The sequence below is a fragment of the Bacillus sp. 275 genome, from assembly GCF_001999205.1.
In the GTDB taxonomy this organism is placed as follows: Bacteria; Bacillota; Bacilli; order Bacillales; family Bacillaceae; genus Bacillus; species Bacillus velezensis.
Genome location: NZ_CP019626.1, coordinates 1,576,808 through 1,593,756, shown reverse-complemented (window position 1 = coordinate 1,593,756; position 16,949 = coordinate 1,576,808). Strand labels below are relative to the sequence as shown.

Annotated in this window: 19 protein-coding genes; 12 read left to right on the top strand and 7 right to left on the bottom strand. The window is 49.8% G+C overall.

Features of this window, described 5'->3' with window-relative positions:
* Positions 1-128 precede the first annotated feature (128 nt).
* Together nfsA and BZ167_RS07625 are read right to left on the bottom strand one after the other, a co-directional pair.
* Positions 129-875 (bottom strand): oxygen-insensitive NADPH nitroreductase, encoded by a 747-nt coding sequence (gene nfsA / locus BZ167_RS07630; protein WP_017419269.1) that lies wholly within the window; start codon positions 873-875, stop codon positions 129-131.
* Positions 876-891: 16 nt separating this feature from the next.
* A complete protein-coding gene (locus tag BZ167_RS07625) occupies positions 892-1,179 on the bottom strand; it encodes a putative quinol monooxygenase (RefSeq protein WP_003156323.1) in 288 nt (95 codons plus the stop codon).
* A 141-nt stretch (positions 1,180-1,320) separates the two neighbouring features.
* Here BZ167_RS07625 and BZ167_RS07620 point away from each other — a divergent pair, with 141 nt between their 5' ends.
* On the top strand, positions 1,321-1,635 hold the full coding sequence (locus tag BZ167_RS07620) for an ArsR/SmtB family transcription factor (protein ID WP_015416816.1): 315 nt from the start codon (positions 1,321-1,323) through the stop codon (positions 1,633-1,635).
* Between the two features lie 27 nt (positions 1,636-1,662).
* On the opposite strand, the gene gabR is transcribed toward BZ167_RS07620, so the two are convergent.
* On the bottom strand, positions 1,663-3,072 hold the full coding sequence (gene gabR, locus BZ167_RS07615) for a MocR-like transcriptional regulator GabR (protein ID WP_061890423.1): 1,410 nt from the start codon (positions 3,070-3,072) through the stop codon (positions 1,663-1,665).
* 107 nt (positions 3,073-3,179) lie between these two features.
* Between gabR and gabT the strand changes: the two genes are divergently transcribed.
* The 4 genes from gabT to gdh all read left to right on the top strand — a co-directional run bounded on the left by gabT (position 3,180) and on the right by gdh (position 7,805).
* A complete protein-coding gene (gene gabT / locus BZ167_RS07610; protein ID WP_015416818.1) occupies positions 3,180-4,487 on the top strand; it encodes a 4-aminobutyrate--2-oxoglutarate transaminase in 1,308 nt (435 codons plus the stop codon).
* Positions 4,488-4,592: 105 nt separating this feature from the next.
* Entirely contained in the window at positions 4,593-5,981 is a 1,389-nt protein-coding gene (gene gabD / locus BZ167_RS07605) for a succinate-semialdehyde dehydrogenase (protein WP_007410282.1), read from the top strand.
* A 154-nt stretch (positions 5,982-6,135) separates the two neighbouring features.
* Positions 6,136-6,999, top strand: a complete 864-nt coding sequence (locus tag BZ167_RS07600) for a RhaT/GlcU family sugar-proton symporter (RefSeq protein WP_003156317.1) — start codon at positions 6,136-6,138, stop codon at positions 6,997-6,999.
* A 20-nt stretch (positions 7,000-7,019) separates the two neighbouring features.
* The gene (gdh, locus tag BZ167_RS07595; RefSeq protein WP_015416819.1) at positions 7,020-7,805 is read left to right on the top strand and encodes a glucose 1-dehydrogenase; all 786 of its coding nucleotides are present in this window, start codon (positions 7,020-7,022) and stop codon (positions 7,803-7,805) included.
* Positions 7,806-7,851: 46 nt separating this feature from the next.
* Here gdh and BZ167_RS07590 read toward each other — a convergent pair whose 3' ends face one another.
* From BZ167_RS07590 to BZ167_RS07580, 3 genes are read right to left on the bottom strand one after another with little or no spacing between them, the layout of a single operon-like run.
* A complete protein-coding gene (locus tag BZ167_RS07590) occupies positions 7,852-8,463 on the bottom strand; it encodes a YcnI family copper-binding membrane protein (RefSeq protein WP_031378676.1) in 612 nt (203 codons plus the stop codon).
* A gap of 12 nt (positions 8,464-8,475) precedes the next feature.
* Entirely contained in the window at positions 8,476-10,104 is a 1,629-nt protein-coding gene (locus BZ167_RS07585) for a copper resistance CopC/CopD family protein (protein WP_015416821.1), read from the bottom strand.
* Positions 10,105-10,136: 32 nt separating this feature from the next.
* Positions 10,137-10,709, bottom strand: coding sequence for a DeoR family transcriptional regulator (locus tag BZ167_RS07580; protein WP_007609432.1), 573 nt, complete (start codon positions 10,707-10,709; stop codon positions 10,137-10,139).
* A 176-nt stretch (positions 10,710-10,885) separates the two neighbouring features.
* Between BZ167_RS07580 and BZ167_RS07575 the strand changes: the two genes are divergently transcribed.
* The 5 genes from BZ167_RS07575 to BZ167_RS07555 all read left to right on the top strand — a co-directional run bounded on the left by BZ167_RS07575 (position 10,886) and on the right by BZ167_RS07555 (position 14,888).
* Positions 10,886-11,227, top strand: coding sequence for a hypothetical protein (locus BZ167_RS07575; protein WP_003156306.1), 342 nt, complete (start codon positions 10,886-10,888; stop codon positions 11,225-11,227).
* 177 nt (positions 11,228-11,404) lie between these two features.
* Positions 11,405-12,844 (top strand): PTS mannitol transporter subunit IIBC, encoded by a 1,440-nt coding sequence (locus BZ167_RS07570; RefSeq protein WP_134816609.1) that lies wholly within the window; start codon positions 11,405-11,407, stop codon positions 12,842-12,844.
* A gap of 25 nt (positions 12,845-12,869) precedes the next feature.
* Complete coding sequence (locus BZ167_RS07565; protein WP_012116817.1) at positions 12,870-13,301, top strand: PTS mannitol transporter subunit IIA; 432 nt, start codon at positions 12,870-12,872, stop codon at positions 13,299-13,301.
* A 1-nt stretch (position 13,302) separates the two neighbouring features.
* Positions 13,303-14,424 (top strand): mannitol-1-phosphate 5-dehydrogenase, encoded by a 1,122-nt coding sequence (locus BZ167_RS07560; RefSeq protein ID WP_061861156.1) that lies wholly within the window; start codon positions 13,303-13,305, stop codon positions 14,422-14,424.
* A 68-nt stretch (positions 14,425-14,492) separates the two neighbouring features.
* Positions 14,493-14,888, top strand: a complete 396-nt coding sequence (locus BZ167_RS07555) for a 3-hydroxyacyl-ACP dehydratase FabZ family protein (protein ID WP_033575072.1) — start codon at positions 14,493-14,495, stop codon at positions 14,886-14,888.
* 39 nt (positions 14,889-14,927) lie between these two features.
* On the opposite strand, the gene BZ167_RS20130 is transcribed toward BZ167_RS07555, so the two are convergent.
* Entirely contained in the window at positions 14,928-15,092 is a 165-nt protein-coding gene (locus tag BZ167_RS20130) for a hypothetical protein (protein ID WP_003156294.1), read from the bottom strand.
* A 127-nt stretch (positions 15,093-15,219) separates the two neighbouring features.
* On the opposite strand from BZ167_RS20130, the gene BZ167_RS07550 reads away from it, so the two are divergent.
* On the top strand, positions 15,220-15,969 hold the full coding sequence (locus tag BZ167_RS07550) for a Cof-type HAD-IIB family hydrolase (protein WP_007410293.1): 750 nt from the start codon (positions 15,220-15,222) through the stop codon (positions 15,967-15,969).
* A gap of 207 nt (positions 15,970-16,176) precedes the next feature.
* Positions 16,177-16,941, top strand: a complete 765-nt coding sequence (locus tag BZ167_RS07545) for a 5-oxoprolinase subunit PxpA (RefSeq protein WP_007410294.1) — start codon at positions 16,177-16,179, stop codon at positions 16,939-16,941.
* Positions 16,942-16,949: the final 8 nt, after the last annotated feature.

Here is a 16,949-nt window from a genome sequence, read left to right as displayed (position 1 = left end):
AACCCATCGGTTCACAGAAAACCAATGAGTATATGATGAAAATATTAACAAAAATTTTTACACAGTGTCAACGCTTTTGTTTGAGAAACAGAAAAAACCTGCCGGAGTGTTCCGGCAGGCTGATCCGCTTATTTATCCGTCTTAAATCCTTGTTTTTCAAGCATTTCACGAATGTGAGGATAATAAAGCTGCTTATAGTAGGAGGTGATGCCTTGTGACCAGTTTCTCGTTTCCTGTCCGTCGGTGCGTTTTTTCATGTATTCGGACATCTGCTTGTCATAGGCCTCGATATGGGTTCTTACATCTTCTTCTTGATACGTTTCATGATGCAGAACGGCTGCTTGCGGCAGACGCGGTTTTTTCGCGGAGCGGTCTGCCGGATGGCCGATGACGAGACCGGAAACCGGGAAAACGTATTTCGGAAGTTTCAGCAATTCAATGAGTTCGTCCGGCTTGCCGCGCACGGCGCCGATCGGCACAGTGCCGAGTCCCATTGATTCAGCCGCAGCCGTTGCCGTACCCAGCGCAATCCCGACATCTACGGCTCCGACTAAGACGGACTCTAAACCGTTCGTGATCTCAAGCGGTGTATCATTATACTCTTCAAGCGCAATTTTGGCACGGTTAAAATCAGCGCAGAATAAAAGGAAAACCGGCGCTTGGTCAATCCACGGCTGGCCGCCAGCCAATTCGGATATTTTTTTCTTCCGTTCCTTATCTTTCACCGCAATAACGGTAAATTGCTGGCCGTTAATGGAAGTCGGCGCTGCCTGAGCGGCTTGGATGATAAGGTCCAGCTGTTCATCCGATACGGGTTCATCTGTGTAGCTGCGGATGGAACGGTGGTCTGTTAATATTTGAAGGACTTCGTTCATGTCATTCATCCTTTCGTTACTCTGACAGTTCTGTGCGGACGACGTCAAGCGGCGCACTCAGCACTTCTTTTGCTTTTGCCACGAATCCTTGGAAATGGTCAGTTGCGTTGTGGAATTTCATCGCTTCTTCATCTTTCCATTGCTCAAGCATAACGAATGTATTTTCCTCACCGACTTTTTCGAAAAGATCGTATTGCACATTTCCTTCTTCCGCGCGTGAATGCTGAACAAGTGATTGCGCTTCTCCTAAAAATTCCTCGCGTTTATCCGCTTTTACTTTCATGTAAGCCTGTAAGACGATCATTGTTATTCCTCCTGATTGGGTTTATTTGTTATAGTTCGAATATTATCGAACTAACTGTAACATGTTTCGCTGCGAATGGTAAAGGAAAAACCCTCACCGCCTAAATTGTCACCCGCCGATGATCTGTGTTACATTTGACTCATGAACATTCCAAACCATCCTGAAACCGAACGCTTACAGCTGACAAAGGTTCTTCATGCTCTGAGTGATCCGCTCCGCTTAGAGCTGGTCAAACAATTGGCGGAAACAACAGAAAAAACGTGCGGAACCTGCGCTGATGTCCGGGTCGCTAAATCAACGCTGTCCCATCACTTCAAAGTGCTGCGGGAAGCGGGGATCGCCCAAGTGCGCATAGACGGGAAGCACCGTTATTATTCCCTGCGCAAACATGATTTACAAGCGGCGTTTCCCGGCCTGTTGGAGGCGATTTTGCAGACAGAACCGGACCGCTGGTAAATAAGTCCCCGAATTCCGGGGGTTTTTTTATGCGCCGAAAACCGCCCGGTAAAGCCTGTAGACGCCTTCTTGAATATCGCTCTCCTTCAGGCGTGCGAACCCCAGGATAAGCTGCGGCTTATTTGAATCGCCTCCCGCTTTCAGACGGAATCGGCTCATCGCAAACAGATCGAGCTGTTCTGCATCCGCCCGTGCCAATATCTCTTTTTCTGAACGTGCGCATTCAAACTCAGTGACAAAATGAAGCCCCGCATTGGCGCCCTTTACACTGATTCTTTCTCCGAATGTTTCTTCCAAAGCCGAAATGAGGCATTCCCGCATGTTCTTATAATGCTGCTTCATCTTTTTAATATGTTTCTGATATTCACCTGATTCGATAAATTCTTTAAGCGCGAGCTGGGCAAGCGTGCTGCACGTTTGCAGGTCATACGTTCTCTCTTTGAACGTCCGCAAAAGCCCGGGCGGCAGAACCATATAGCTGATGCGCAGACCTGGGAAAAGGGATTTTGAAAAGGTCCCCATGTAGATGACATTTTGAAACCGGTCAAGGCTTTGAAGCGCCGGTATCGTATCGGCGTCATATTTAAATTCACTGTCATAATCATCTTCAATGATGAAGCGGCCGTTCTGTTCGGCGGCCCAGTTTAAAAGCTGAATCCGCCGGGAAGCCGGCATGATCACGCCTGAGGGGAATTGATGGGAAGGCGTGGTGATCAATACAGAGGGCCGGCGTTTTTCGATTTCGTTCATGGACATGCCTTTTTCATCAAGGCTGATCGTCGCAACCTTTTTCCCGAGGTTTTGCAGCAGCCGGTACATCCTCATATATCCCGGGTTCTCCATGGCGTAGAGCGCGTCTTTTGGCAGCAGTTCCGTCAGCAGCTGCATCAGCATTTGTGTGCCCGCTCCGAGCACGATTTGTTCCGGGCGGCATGTAACGCCCCTTGTCAGGGAAATAAGCCGCGAAATTGTTTCACGGACTTCATATAAACCTTGAGGATGGACGAGTTCTCCGAGTGTATGAAATGAACGGGCGGCTGCTTTCTGCTCACAGCGGAACCAGCTTTTCAGGGGGAAATGCGCCGTATCCACGCTCATATGTGAAAATGAAATCCAGCCGCTTTTATCCGTCTCCCGCTCTTTCAAATCATCAGGCAATAGGAGCGAAGGCGTTTCTTCATAATAAACCGTATCAATTTCCTCCACGAAAAAACCTTTTCTTTCGACCGCATATAAATAACCTTCCGAAAGCAGCTGCTGATAAGCTGAATTCACTGAATTCACGCTGACCTTCAGCGTCTCGGCAAGCTCCCGTTTAGACGGCACCTTTGTATGAGGCATCAGGCTGCGCTTAAAAACGGCCGCTTTTATGTGCTGATAGATCTGCTGATAGATATAATCCGCCGTTTCCGAATGATCAATGGAAATCGTCAGCATCCAGACCCTGCTCCTTTCTGATACCATGGATAAATTGATTTTGGTACTTTTCATCATACCAAAAAGAAGTCAGAATGATAAGAAAACAATGCAGGGGGATGGAATCTATGAGTCGAACAGCATCATCGGAAGTGACAACTGCCCAGTGGCAGCAAAAACGGGATCAATTCGTTTCCAAGGGGGTCGGCAACGGAAACCGCAGCATGGCGGTAAAAGGGGAAGGGGCGCTTTTGTACGATTTGGACGGCAGACGATTCATTGATTTTGCCGGAGCGATCGGAACGCTGAATGTCGGCCATTCCCATCCGAAAGTGGTGGAGGCCGTGAAGAAACAGGCGGAGGATCTGATTCACCCGGGATTTAACGTCATGATGTATCCGTCTTATATTGAGCTGGCCGAAAAACTTTGCGCCCTTGCGCCGGGAGATCATGCGAAAAAAGCGATTTTTCTCAATTCGGGGGCGGAAGCGGTGGAAAACGCCGTAAAAATCGCCAGAAAATATACGAAGCGCCAGGCTGTCGTGTCATTTACAAGAGGGTTCCACGGCCGCACGAACATGACGATGAGCATGACGAGCAAGGTGAAGCCTTATAAATTCGGTTTCGGCCCGTTTGCCTCAGAGGTGTATCAGGCGCCGTTTCCTTACTATTATCAAAAGCCGGCCGGCATGAGCGACGAGCAGTATGACGACTTTATCATCAGCGCTTTTGAGGATTTCTTTATCGCCGCAGTTGCACCGGAAACCGTCGCCTGTGTCGTCATGGAGCCGGTTCAGGGAGAGGGCGGCTTCATCATTCCGTCAAAACGTTTCGTGCAGCACGTCGCCGCTTTTTGTAAAAAACACGGCATCGTTTTTGTAGCGGATGAGATTCAGACCGGTTTTGCCAGAACGGGAACGTATTTTGCGATTGAACATTTCGGGGCCGTTCCTGATTTGATCACCGTTTCCAAATCACTTGCGGCCGGATTGCCGCTGAGCGGCGTCATCGGCCGGGCGGAAATGCTTGATGCCGCCGCGCCGGGGGAACTCGGGGGCACATATGCGGGAAGCCCGCTCGGCTGTGCGGCTGCGCTTGCGGTCTTGGATATTATTGAAGAAGAAGGGCTGAATCAGCGTTCCGAGGAGATCGGCCGGATCATCGAGCATCAAGCGCTCGAGTGGAAAAAAGAGCATGCCTGCATCGGAGAAGTGCGCAGACTCGGCGCGATGGCGGCCATCGAAATTGTCAAAGATCCGGACACGCGGGAACCGGACAAAGCAAAAGCCGCGGCGATCGCCAAAACGGCGAACGAGAACGGACTGCTGCTGCTGACGGCCGGCATTAACGGCAACATTATCAGATTCCTGACGCCGCTTGTCGTGACGGATGAGCAGCTCAAAGAAGGCCTTTCCATTATCGAAGCAGCTCTGTGAGTTCAATTATTGGAATGCCGGCGGATGTGTCTGCTATCATGAAAGTGTGAGATACATCAACTAGCATTCAATGGCTTTACTATAGCAGAGAAAGGAATGTTCAATATGCCAGAACAATTAACAGTGTACAACCCGGCAACGGGAGAGGCGATCGAAAGCATCCCCCAGCAGACGGCCGAAGATGTTGAAAAAGCGATTGAACGTTCACATCAAGCGTTTCAATCATGGTCCAAAACATCAGCGGGAGAACGTGCCTCACTGCTGAGAAAATGGTATGAGCTGATTGTTGAAAATAAAGAAGAACTTGCGGAATTAATTACGAAAGAAAACGGCAAACCGTACGAAGAAGCGGTCGGAGAAGTTTTATACGGCGCCGGCTATATTGAATGGTTCGCCGAAGAAGCAAAACGGATTTACGGCAGAACAGTACCTGCGCCGACAACGGGCAAACGGATTGTCGTCACCCGTCAGGCGGTCGGCCCGGTAGCCGCGATCACGCCGTGGAATTTCCCGAATGCGATGATTACAAGAAAAGCCGCGCCCGCTTTGGCGGCAGGCTGTACGTTCATCATCAAACCGGCGGAGGATACGCCGCTTTCCGCTTACGCCCTTGCGCGTCTCGCATATGAAGCGGGAATTCCGAAGGACGTGCTGCAAGTGGTGATCGGTGACGGAGCCGAAATCGGAAACGTCTTCACCAGCAGCCCGAAAATCCGCAAAATTACCTTTACCGGCTCAACGCCTGTCGGCAAAATCCTGATGAAAAACAGCGCCGACACCGTAAAACATATGTCAATGGAGCTTGGCGGACATGCGCCGCTGATCGTGGATGAAGACGCTGATCTTGATCTGGCGGTAGCCCAAACAATGGCCTCTAAATTCAGAAATGCCGGCCAAACCTGCGTCTGTGCGAACCGGCTGATCGTACACGAATCCGTAAAAGACGAGTTTGCGAAAAAACTGAGTGAAGAAGCTGCGAAACTCAAAGTCGGAAACGGTCTTGAAAAAGGCGTAAACGTCGGCCCTGTCATCAACAAAAAAGGCTTCGATAAAATCGTCGGCCAAATTAATGACGCCGTGGAAAAAGGCGCAAAAGTGCTGACGGGCGGAACGTATGACCAAAACGATGAAAAAGGCTGCTATTTCGTGACGCCGACCGTGCTGTCAAATGTAGATACATCCATGAACATCATGCATGAAGAAACATTCGGCCCGGTTGCGCCGATCGTTACGTTCTCAGATATTGATGAAGCGATCAAGCTTGCGAACGATACGCCGTTCGGGCTTGCGGCTTATTTCTTCACAGAAAACTACCGCCGCGGCATTTATATTTCTGAACAGCTTGAATACGGCATCATCGGCTGGAATGACGGCGGTCCGTCCGCGGTTCAAGCGCCGTTCGGAGGAATGAAAGAAAGCGGCATCGGCCGTGAAGGCGGTACGGAAGGCATTGAGCCGTACCTGGAAACCAAATACATGTCTATCGGACTTTAATCAGCCGAAAAGTAAGCCCCGCTTCTAAGCGGGGCTGTTTTTATTGAGCAGTCTGCCGGTGAATATCGCCGGCAGGCTTTTTTGATCTTGCGGGAATAATCGGTTCGATTCCAGACAAAATAACAGCAAATACGATTGAAAGAAGGTCGCCATCATGGATATATTACTGGCTCTTCTCCCGGCTTTATTTTGGGGGAGCATCGTGTTATTTAACGTCAAATTAGGCGGCGGGCCTTACAGCCAGACGCTGGGAACGACAATCGGGGCGCTCATCGTTTCGTTTGTGTTGTATCTGTTTGTCCACCCGGTGCTGTCTGGGCGCATTTTTATTGTCGGCATCATCTCGGGGCTGTTTTGGTCGCTCGGCCAAAGCAATCAGCTAAAAAGCATACAGCTGATGGGCGTTTCAAAAACGATGCCGATATCAACGGGAATGCAGCTCGTCTCGACTTCTTTGTTCGGTGTGATCGTATTCAAAGAATGGTCAACCCCGATCGCGATTACGCTGGGTATTCTCGCCCTTATTTTTATCATCATCGGGATTGTGCTCACATCTTTAGAAGATAAAAAGGGGCGGGCGGACGGAGAACCGGGAAACTTAAAAAAAGGCATTGTCATCCTGCTGATCTCCACGCTCGGTTATTTGGTCTATGTCGTTGTGGCCCGGCTGTTCGGCGTATCCGGATGGTCAGCGCTTCTGCCGCAGGCGATCGGGATGGTCATCGGCGGGCTGCTCCTGACGTACAAGCATAAACCGTTTAATAAGTACGCCCTCAAGAACATTCTGCCAGGAATCATCTGGGCGCTCGGGAATATGTTTCTGTTCATCTCACAGCCGCGCGTCGGAGTCGCGACAAGTTTTTCCCTCTCTCAAATGGGGATCGTCATCAGCACGCTCGGCGGAATCTTCATTCTCCGTGAGAGCAAAACGAAGCGTCAGCTGGTCGCCATTGCCATCGGGATTATCCTGATCATTGTGGCCGCGGTATTCTTAGGCGTTGCGAAATCAAATTCATAACAAATGCAGGAGGTTTGAACATGTACACGGATTTAAAAGGAAAAGTCGTTGCCATTACGGGAGCTTCATCAGGATTAGGAAAAGCGATGGCGATCCGCTTCGGACAGGAGCAGGCGAAAGTCGTGGTTAACTACTATAGTAATGAAAAAGACGCCCAAACCGTTAAAGAAGAGATTCAAAAAGCGGGAGGCGAAGCGGTCATCATTCAAGGCGACGTCACAAAAGAAGAAGATGTCAAAAACATCGTGCAGACCGCGGTGAAGGAATTTGGCACATTGGATGTCATGATCAATAACGCCGGTATGGAAAATCCGGTTCAGTCGCATGAAATGCCGCTCAAAGACTGGAACAAAGTCATCAATACCAATCTGACCGGCGCTTTCTTAGGAAGCCGCGAAGCCATTAAATATTACGTAGAGAATGATATTCAAGGAAACGTCATTAACATGTCAAGCGTACATGAAATGATTCCATGGCCTCTGTTTGTTCACTACGCGGCGAGTAAAGGCGGCATCAAATTGATGACGGAAACGCTGGCGCTTGAGTACGCGCCGAAGCGCATCCGTGTCAACAACATCGGGCCGGGAGCCATCAATACGCCGATCAACGCGGAAAAATTTGCGGATCCCGTTCAGAGAAAAGATGTGGAAAGCATGATTCCGATGGGATATATCGGTGAGCCGGAAGAAATCGCGGCTGTCGCCGTCTGGCTTGCTTCAAAGGAATCAAGCTACGTAACCGGCATTACGCTGTTTGCTGACGGGGGAATGACCAAATATCCGTCATTCCAGGCAGGCCGCGGATAAGAAAAAAAAGCGATCGCAGGCTCTTTAGAGCCGGATCGCTTTTTGCTTACGCGCGTTTTTTCTTTACAAGCGCCGCGATGGAAAGGATAATCGCCGCAGCTGACAGAACGATGGCTGCAATATCAAACGCTGATACGCCGGATTTGCTTTCTTCGTTTGGCTGTTCAGCTCCGTGCGCATCCGTCACGCTGGCCGATTTCGTGATTTTCGTAATCGAGTGGGGCGTGTCGGCTTTCTCATCACCCGTCCATTCTACAATGCTGCCGTCTTTGTAATATTGATAAGCGTCCCAAGCGGCATCTCCGCTCTTTTCAGGATTTTTCGCAACGAACGTGAACTGCTGGAATTGGCCGGGCTGAATGCCGCCGTCCTTTGCTTCCCAAGTGACGGAGACCGCTTTGTCATCATGTTTGGATACGGATGTTTTCCAGCCCGGAATCGGCTGATACTGCTGAAATTCAACGCCGGCGGGCATTTTCAGCACGACTTTCGTTGTCGGCTCATTCTTTTCCACAGGCACTTTCATCGTGTACGTTTCCCAAGAACCGGCCGCGGATTCCGCCGGTTTGACTGAGACGTGGGCGCTTGCTGCCGCCGTAAAACCGACGAGTGACAGGGTCACGGCGGATATGAATAATAAAGCCTTTTTTTTCAACATGAGATACACTCCTTAGTTTGTCGTTGAGAATATTTGGTTGATTTCATTAAAATCGTTTGTCAGCCCGTGGACTTTGATCTTCCAGTTTCCCTTTTCGGTGATGGACAGGTTGGCGGCTTCGAATGTGCCTTCTTTCGTCTTCTTCAAATCAAAGGTGCTTTCATGCTGGTTGCCGCTGAAGCCCGTCTGGTAAACAGTGACCGTAAATTGCTGAATGTCTTTTACCAAGCTGCCGTTGTGATCGGTGACAATGACTTGAAATTCATTTTTACCCGGCTGGTTCGGCGTAATGTGCAAGGACAGGGTTTCCCCGTTTCCGATCGTTTCTGAGCCGTTAAAAGGCAATGGCGCAGGCGGCGGCGGGCTGGGCAGGCTTGTGAAGACGGCGGTTGTAAATAACACCGCAATGCCTAGTGCCCATTCGGCCTTTATCGTTGCGCTGATGCTCCTTTTTCTGCTGAACTTCGTCATCCATACGTGAACGGCGCCGAGCACAAGCATGATGACAAACAGTCCGATTTTCAAAAGGAGCGTCTTACCGTAAGCGGTGTGAAAGAGTGAATCAAACGTGCGGATAATGAAAAATCCGTTCAGCACACCTGAAAATAACAGCACACCGACAGAGGCGAACGCCCAAGGAGAAAACCGTCTGACCGTTTCCCAAGCGATGGTTTTATCGGGTTTTCTCCACTCTGATGAAAGAAGCAGCACAAGCGCGGCGATACCGCCCATCCATACAGACGCGGCCGATAAATGGAGAAAGTCCATCGCGATGCCGACCGCTTTTTCGTCGATAACCGCCGCATGCCCTGCGAATGCTTTTGCCAAAAGCGAAGCGAAGAAGAACAACAGCGGCGCCGTCCAGTACGCAAATGACCGGAATGCTTTCTTCTTCAACAGCGGGATCATGGACAGGGCGAGCAGGATAAATAAGCTGATCTGGATCATCCAGACATACCCGCCTGCCGTTTTCAGAAGCGTTTCTTTTACATAGTCAGGCTGGAACGCGGCGCTCCAAGCGCCGCCCGCGTTTTCTTTCGTCTGGATCGGGAGCTGGCAGATAAGCGCGAGCCCCGTTACACATAAAGAAATCACGAGCAGCTTTACAGTTCGTTTTGCTTTTGATGAATCTTTATTATTTCTGTACCAAAACAGATGGAAAAAAGCCGTGCCGATAAACAGGGAGAGAGCGATGTACAAAATACCGCGGCCGATGGCCGCTTCGGGATGAAGCGCCGCTTGCGATGATGTCTGCTCCTGAAGTTCTCCGCCGGCTTTTCCGATACTGAAAGGGATGACGCCGGATACCGGATGTCCGTCGGCCGATACCGCGTTCCATTCTGCTCTGTAAATATCATGCGGCAGATTTTTTTTCAATGCCGCGGTCATGATGCGGGCATCATTTTTTTGAATCACCGTTTTGCCCGCATCGACCCGTTCGCCGGATGAATTATAGACCTTAATGGAGTGGAATCCTTCTTCAATCTGTTCATTAAACTCAATTTCAATCTGCTTCGGCGCTTGTTTTAATTCGCTGTTCTCACCCGGATTTGAGTTTGTGATGTAGGCGTGGGCGAAGCTTGTTTTCGGAATCAAAACAAGGAACAGCAAAAAGATGAGCCAGCGTTTGTTCTGTCTCATGGATGATGACACCGCCTTCCGGTTGGTTGTTGTTATGTCTTGCTGCAGGTGCATCCCTTCTGCCTGTCGTGTAAGATGATATCCGCCGCCTCGTCAAAGGTGCAAATGACCCCGCCGAATCCTTTTTGAAACCGTTCTGCGTAATCAAGTGTTGAGAAGGGAATCGCCTGAGGCCGGCAGCAGTGAAGGTCAATATCGGCATGGACTAAAAAGTATGCGGAAGCGGCCGTCAGCGTCGTCTGGAGAAGAAAATCTTTACAAATGACGTGGGACACTTCTTCCTTTTTATCCTCATACCGCAAAATCGCGCAATGAATGCAGCACATCTGCTCAACGGCTTGTGAAACGGTAATAAGCTGAACAGAATACGAATGCTGAATCGGCCGCAGGCAATAGCCGCATTGATTGGCGCTTCGTTCTGAAGCGGGAGGGAGCGTAATGCCGCCGGGTGTCCGGATAATCCGGTTTGCATCCGCCAGCTGATTGACGTCTCTGTACACGGTCATCTCGGAGACGCCGAATCTCTCGCTTATGTCAGAGATTTTCAGCGCGCCCTCTTCTTTCAGCCATTCAAGCAAGGTTTGCTGTCTGTGAATCGGAAGCAATTCTGCATCCTCCTTTTTATGCGAATGAGTGATGAACCTCCCTCTAAGAGTAGATGTTTTCACAAATGCACACAAGAGCCTGATGATAAAATATGTGAAAAAATGTTGAACAATCACAAATGTAAAAGACGTAGTCAGACTCTGTTATAATAGAAGAGTTGAATGGAGGAATAAACATGAAAGAAACGACCTGCCCGAACTGCGGCAAGCCGATTACAGGCGACATGGTCAGATCATCCATGATCCCGTGCCAGTTTCAGTGCGGGCATTGCCATGTGAAATTGCGTGAATATAAAGTATCAGCTCCGATTATGGCTGCGGCCATTGCGATCACGGTGCTTTTGATTTATCTTGTGCAGATGGCCAGAACCGCCGTCATGCCGATGTTTCCGGCAGCGCGGTATGTGCCGGCCGCCATTTTCGCGCTCGTATGTGCGTATCCGGTGTTTATTGTCAGTGAGCGGCTCATTGCCAAACTCGTTGTCACAAAAGGACACATTATATACAGAAAGCGGTAAGACACCTTTGATGAGGTGTCTTTTTTTTGTTAAGGAGTTGTCACAGTCTCTGTGCCAAACTCCTCTTTACTTTTCATTGAATGAGAATTGTAAGCGTTTTATGATGAAGACACAGGGGAGAGAGAGAAACCCCGTGTCTTATTTATTTTCATCTGAAGGCAAGCAAACAGGGAGGGAATGAACATGCAGCAAGAACAGCAAGCTGGCATGAAAGTGAAGATACAGCGGTTCGGCAGTTATTTAAGCGGTATGATCATGCCGAATATCGGCGCTTTTATCGCATGGGGAATTATCACCGCGCTGTTTATACCTAAGGGATGGTTTCCGAATCCGCAGCTGAATACATTGGTAACCCCGATGATTACGTATCTTCTGCCGCTTTTAATCGCATATACGGGCGGAAAAATGATTTACGATCACCGCGGGGGAGTCGTCGGAGCGACGGCGGCCATCGGAGTCATTGTCGGAGCGGACATTCCGATGTTCTTAGGGGCAATGATTATGGGGCCTTTGGGCGGTTATCTCATTAAACAATTAGACCGTGTATTTAAAGATAAAGTCAGACAGGGTTTTGAAATGCTGATCAACAACTTCACGGCGGGAATTATCGGAGCTGTGCTCACGATTATCGCGTTTTATGCGATCGGCCCGGTCGTCCTGTCTCTTAACAAATTGCTGGCGGCGGGTGTGGAAGTCATTGTCCACGCGAATTTGCTGCCGATTGCAAGCGTTTTCGTAGAACCGGCGAAAGTCCTGTTCCTGAATAACGCGATCAACCACGGCATTTTAAGTCCGATCGGAATCGAGCAGGCCGCCAAAGCGGGTAAATCCATTCTGTTCTTAGTGGAAGCGAACCCCGGGCCGGGACTCGGTATTTTACTGGCATATATGTTCTTTGGGAAAGGCTCTTCAAGATCGACGGCTCCGGGAGCGGCGATCATTCATTTCTTCGGGGGGATTCATGAAATCTATTTCCCTTACATTTTAATGAAACCGATGCTGATCCTCGCGGCGATCGCCGGGGGAGCGAGCGGACTTCTTACATTCTCGATCTTTAACGCGGGTCTTGTCGCGGCATCATCTCCGGGAAGCATCATCGCCATTTTAGCGCTGACGCCGAAAGGAAGCTACCTCGGCGTGCTGGCGGGCGTCATCGTTGCCGCGGCCGTATCGTTTATCGTCTCGGCGCTTATTCTGAAATCGTCTAAAGCGGGCGAAGAAGATTTGACAGCCGCGGCGGAAAAAATGCAGGAAATGAAAGGCAGGAAAAGTGAAGCGGCGGCCGCGTTGGCGGACAAAGAGGAAGAGCCGGAAAACAGCGCCGCTGATATTTCCGCCGACCAAGTCAGCCGCATTATCTTCGCGTGTGACGCGGGTATGGGATCGAGCGCAATGGGCGCCTCCATTTTAAGAAACAAAGTGAAAAAAGCAGACCTGGATATTAATGTGACAAATACGTCGATCAATAATCTGCCGAATGACGCGGATATCGTCATTACGCATAAGGACCTGACTGACCGCGCGAAAGCGAAGCTGCCGCAGGCGGTGCACATTTCGGTTGATAATTTCTTGAACAGCCCGAAATACGATGAACTGATTGAAAAGCTTAAAAACTAATCAAACAGAAAGAGGGATTTTCATCATGGAAGTATTGGCTAAAGCGAACATCAAACTGAACCAGACGGTGAACTCAAAAGAGGATGCCATCCGCCTCGCGGGACAGACATTGATTGATAACGGCTACGTGAAGAACGGCTATGTGGAAAAAATGTTCGAACGTGAAGAAACATCATCGACGTTTATGGGGAATTTCATCGCGATCCCGCACGGCACGGAAGATGCGAAGGATGAGGTGCTTCATTCAGGCATTTCCGTCATCCAGATTCCGGACGGTGTTGAATACGGTGAAGGCAATACGGCAAAGGTCGTTTTCGGTATCGCCGGAAAAAACAATGAACACTTAGACATCCTGTCAAACATCGCCATCATCTGCTCAGAGGAAGAAAACATCGAACGGCTGATCAGTGCAAAGACGGAAGAAGAACTGGCCGCTATTTTCAGCGAGGTGAACTGACATGATTGCCCTTCATTTCGGAGCGGGAAACATCGGGCGGGGCTTTATCGGCGCCCTGCTCCATCATTCCGGCTATGAGGTAGTTTTCGCTGATGTGAATGAAACAATGGTCAGCCTTCTCAATGAAAAGAAGGAATATACCGTGGAGCTTGCCGACGGCGGCCGGCAGGCTGAAATCATCGGCCCCGTTTCAGCCATCAACAGCGCGGTGCAAGAACAAGAGCTGTACAGGCTGATCAATGAAGCGGCGATCATTACGACGGCGGTGGGCCCGAACGTTCTCAGACTCATCGCCCCGTCCATCGCGGAAGGGCTGAAGCGCAGAACGTCCTCTGAACCTCTCAATATCATTGCCTGTGAAAATATGATCGGCGGCAGCAGTTTTCTGAAAAAAGAAGTTTTCGGACATTTGACGGAAGCGGAACGGGAACTCGTGAACCGGACGGTCGGCTTCCCGGATTCTGCGGTGGATCGGATCGTGCCGATTCAGCACCATGAAGATCCGCTGAAAGTATCCGTAGAACCGTTTTTTGAATGGGTCATAGACAGAACCGGCTTTGCCGGCGGCCAGCCGGTACTGGAAGGTGCGTTGTTTACGGATGATCTTACGCCGTTCATTGAACGGAAATTGTTTACCGTCAATACCGGTCATGCCGTTACGGCGTACGTCGGCTATCAGCGCGGATTAAAAACCGTCAAAGAGGCCATCGGCCATCCGGAAATCCGGCGTGTCGTGTACGATGCACTTTCAGAAACGGGCGAGTACTTGGTGAAAGCGTACGGCTTTAAGCAAGCCGAACACGAGCAGTACATGAAGAAAATCATCGGCCGCTTTGAAAATGAATACATCACGGATGATGTGACAAGAGTCGCCAGATCACCGCTCAGAAAACTCGGAGCGAATGACAGATTAGTAGGGCCGGCCAAAAAAATAAAAGAACCGAACGCGCTGGCAGAAGGCATCGCCGCCGCCCTGCGTTTTGACTATCAGGATGATCCGGAAGCGGTTGAGCTGCAAAAGCTTATCGCGGAAAAAGGCACGAGCGGCGTTCTTCAAGACATTTGCGGTATTCAGCCGCATGAGCCGCTGCACGGCATCGTGCTCAAAAAGCTCAATCAATAAAAATGAACCCGCGTCGGGGGACGCGGGTTTTTTCTTGCGTTATAATGAGAGAGAAGGGAGGCTGCGTGATGAATCAGAAGCTATTGCCCCATCGTTTTCCGTTTCTTTTGATTGACGGCACGACGAACAGTGAAGCCGGAAAATGGGCGGCTGCTTACAAAAACATCAGTGAAAATGACTGGTTTATAACTGAATCCCAAAGAGAGATGCCATTTTCGCTCGTCGTTGAAGCAATGGCCCAAACGGCGGCTTGCGCGGGAATTACCGGCGGTGACGGCCTCGGTCTCTTATCCGCGGTGAAGAAAGCGGAAAGGTTAGGTGCCGCTTTGCCGGGAGACCGTCTGGATCTTTTTTTTGAGGTCACGAGAATCAGACGCGGTTTTGTGTTCGGCCGGGCGAAAGCGTCTGTTGCCGGGAAGCCTGTGGCGGAAGCTGAGCTCAGCATATATATCCAGCCATCGTAAAAAAAAGCCGCCTCCAGCGGCGGCTTTCGGACAAGCCTGTTATTTTGTATCATAATCTCTTTCACTTTGTGAATTGTCCCTTTGGTCATGTTTGTGTTTTTCGTCATTGGCGTTTTCCTTCAGCTCTTCCAGCGGAATCGGATCGGTTAAATCATGATGTTCAGGATTTTCATTCGGTTTGTTCTTTTGTTTTCTTTCTTTCATCCTCCATCACCTCAATATTTCTTTTCCTCAACGTTCTCCCCGCCAAACGCATGAAGCGGTTTTTTGTTCCTGTGGGTCATATGTATTAAAATAGAGACGACTACATTATAAAAAGTGAGGTACATATATGCCGATACAAAGAGAAGACGCAGATATTAAACTGATCGCGATTGATATGGACGGAACCCTGCTCAATGACGAGCAGCTCATCCCGGAGGAAAACCGGCGGGCGATCAAGGAAGCGGAGGCGAAAGGAATTCACGTCGTCATCAGCACAGGACGCACGCTGATGACCTGCCGCGAACTGGCTGAGTCTCTCGAGCTGTCATCCTTTTTAATCACGGCAAACGGCAGCGAAATCTGGGATTCTGACTTTGAGCTGGTTGAGCGCAAGCTTCTTCATACCGATCATATTCAAAAATTATGGGATCTGAGGAATAAGCACAACACGAATTTCTGGGCCTCTACCGTCGATAGAGTGTGGAGAGGGGAATTCCCGGAAACGATTACGGATCATCAGTGGCTCAAGTTCGGATTCGAAATCGAGGATGACGAAGTGCGGAATGAGGTGCTGAAAGAGCTCAAGGAATACAAGGAGCTCGAGATCACAAACTCCAGTCCGATCAACATCGAAGTCAATGCCCTCGGTATCAACAAAGCGGCTGCGCTGGCGAAGGTATCGGAAAAACTCGGCTTCACGATGGAAAATGTGATGGCCATGGGTGACAGTCTGAATGACATTGCCATGATTGAAAAAGCGGGTGTCGGCGTCGCCATGGGGAATGCGCAGGACATTGTGAAAGAAACAGCTGACTGGGTGACTGATGTCAACACGGAAAACGGGGTCGCCAAAGCGATCCGCCACTGGGTGTTATAATAGAAAAAAGAGAGAGTCTCAGTATGAGACTCTCTTTTTTTTTGTTTTGTCAGATTTGTGACTAGGTCCATGGTAGGTTTTCTGACAAAAGGATGTTCAAACCTGTCAGAAATAAATATAATGAAGAGAAATCCAACAATTCGGAATAGTCATTCCGAATAGCGGAATGATAATCATATAAAACGTTTACAATACAGGAGGGATCTTATGTTTCAGATTGACATCAATTGTGATTTAGGAGAGAGTTTCGGTGCTTATAAAATCGGGCTGGATGAAGAGATTTTGGATTATGTGACATCTGCAAACATCGCCTGCGGCTTTCATGCGGGTGATCCCAGCGTGATGCGCAAAACGGTTGCGCTTGCGGCGGAAAAAGGCGTGAAAATCGGCGCTCATCCCGGGCTGTTCGATCTGCAGGGATTCGGGCGGCGGCAGATCGCGATTACACCCGAGGAAGCGTATGATCTGACGCTGTACCAAATCGGCGCGCTGTCAGGGTTTTTAAAAGCAGAAGGTGTCGAGATGCAGCATGTGAAGCCGCACGGCGCTTTATATAATATGGCCGCCGTCAATCCCGGCCTGTCTGAAGCCATCGCTCAGGCGGTCTGTCATTTTGATCCCGGGCTTATTCTTTTCGGGCTTTCCGGAAGCGAGCTGATTAAAGCGGGAGATCGAATCGGACTGAGGACGGCAAGCGAAGTGTTTGCGGACCGCACCTATCAGGAAGACGGCACGCTGACGCCGCGTTCAGAGCCGGATGCGCTGATTCAGGATGACAAAAAAGCGGTCGGTCAAGTGATTCAAATGGTGAAAGACAGCACGGTGACATCACGTAAGGGACAAGCTGTAAGCCTGAAAGCGGACACGGTCTGCATTCACGGAGACGGGGCCCACGCCCTCACATTCGCAAAAACAATCAAAAAAGAATTAAAAGCGGCAGACATTCAAATCAGCGCGCTTTCAAAAGACTGAGCAGCAGA

Bases quoted from the DNA above. Each gene is read 5' to 3' on its own strand.
- BZ167_RS07545 (WP_007410294.1), top strand. From the start codon at position 16,177: ATGTTTCAGATTGACATCAATTGTGATTTAGGAGAGAGTTTCGGTGCT.
- nfsA (WP_017419269.1), bottom strand. From the start codon at position 875: ATGAACGAAGTCCTTCAAATATTAACAGACCACCGTTCCATCCGCAGC.
- BZ167_RS07585 (WP_015416821.1), bottom strand. From the start codon at position 10,104: ATGAGACAGAACAAACGCTGGCTCATCTTTTTGCTGTTCCTTGTTTTG.
- gabD (WP_007410282.1), top strand. From the start codon at position 4,593: ATGCCAGAACAATTAACAGTGTACAACCCGGCAACGGGAGAGGCGATC.
- BZ167_RS07560 (WP_061861156.1), top strand. From the start codon at position 13,303: ATGATTGCCCTTCATTTCGGAGCGGGAAACATCGGGCGGGGCTTTATC.
- gdh (WP_015416819.1), top strand. From the start codon at position 7,020: ATGTACACGGATTTAAAAGGAAAAGTCGTTGCCATTACGGGAGCTTCA.
- BZ167_RS07555 (WP_033575072.1), top strand. From the start codon at position 14,493: ATGAATCAGAAGCTATTGCCCCATCGTTTTCCGTTTCTTTTGATTGAC.
- BZ167_RS07575 (WP_003156306.1), top strand. From the start codon at position 10,886: ATGAAAGAAACGACCTGCCCGAACTGCGGCAAGCCGATTACAGGCGAC.
- gabT (WP_015416818.1), top strand. From the start codon at position 3,180: ATGAGTCGAACAGCATCATCGGAAGTGACAACTGCCCAGTGGCAGCAA.
- BZ167_RS20130 (WP_003156294.1), bottom strand. From the start codon at position 15,092: ATGAAAGAAAGAAAACAAAAGAACAAACCGAATGAAAATCCTGAACAT.
- BZ167_RS07620 (WP_015416816.1), top strand. From the start codon at position 1,321: ATGAACATTCCAAACCATCCTGAAACCGAACGCTTACAGCTGACAAAG.
- gabR (WP_061890423.1), bottom strand. From the start codon at position 3,072: ATGCTGACGATTTCCATTGATCATTCGGAAACGGCGGATTATATCTAT.
- BZ167_RS07565 (WP_012116817.1), top strand. From the start codon at position 12,870: ATGGAAGTATTGGCTAAAGCGAACATCAAACTGAACCAGACGGTGAAC.
- BZ167_RS07625 (WP_003156323.1), bottom strand. From the start codon at position 1,179: ATGATCGTCTTACAGGCTTACATGAAAGTAAAAGCGGATAAACGCGAG.
- BZ167_RS07600 (WP_003156317.1), top strand. From the start codon at position 6,136: ATGGATATATTACTGGCTCTTCTCCCGGCTTTATTTTGGGGGAGCATC.
- BZ167_RS07590 (WP_031378676.1), bottom strand. From the start codon at position 8,463: ATGTTGAAAAAAAAGGCTTTATTATTCATATCCGCCGTGACCCTGTCA.
- BZ167_RS07550 (WP_007410293.1), top strand. From the start codon at position 15,220: ATGCCGATACAAAGAGAAGACGCAGATATTAAACTGATCGCGATTGAT.
- BZ167_RS07570 (WP_134816609.1), top strand. From the start codon at position 11,405: ATGAACATGCAGCAAGAACAGCAAGCTGGCATGAAAGTGAAGATACAG.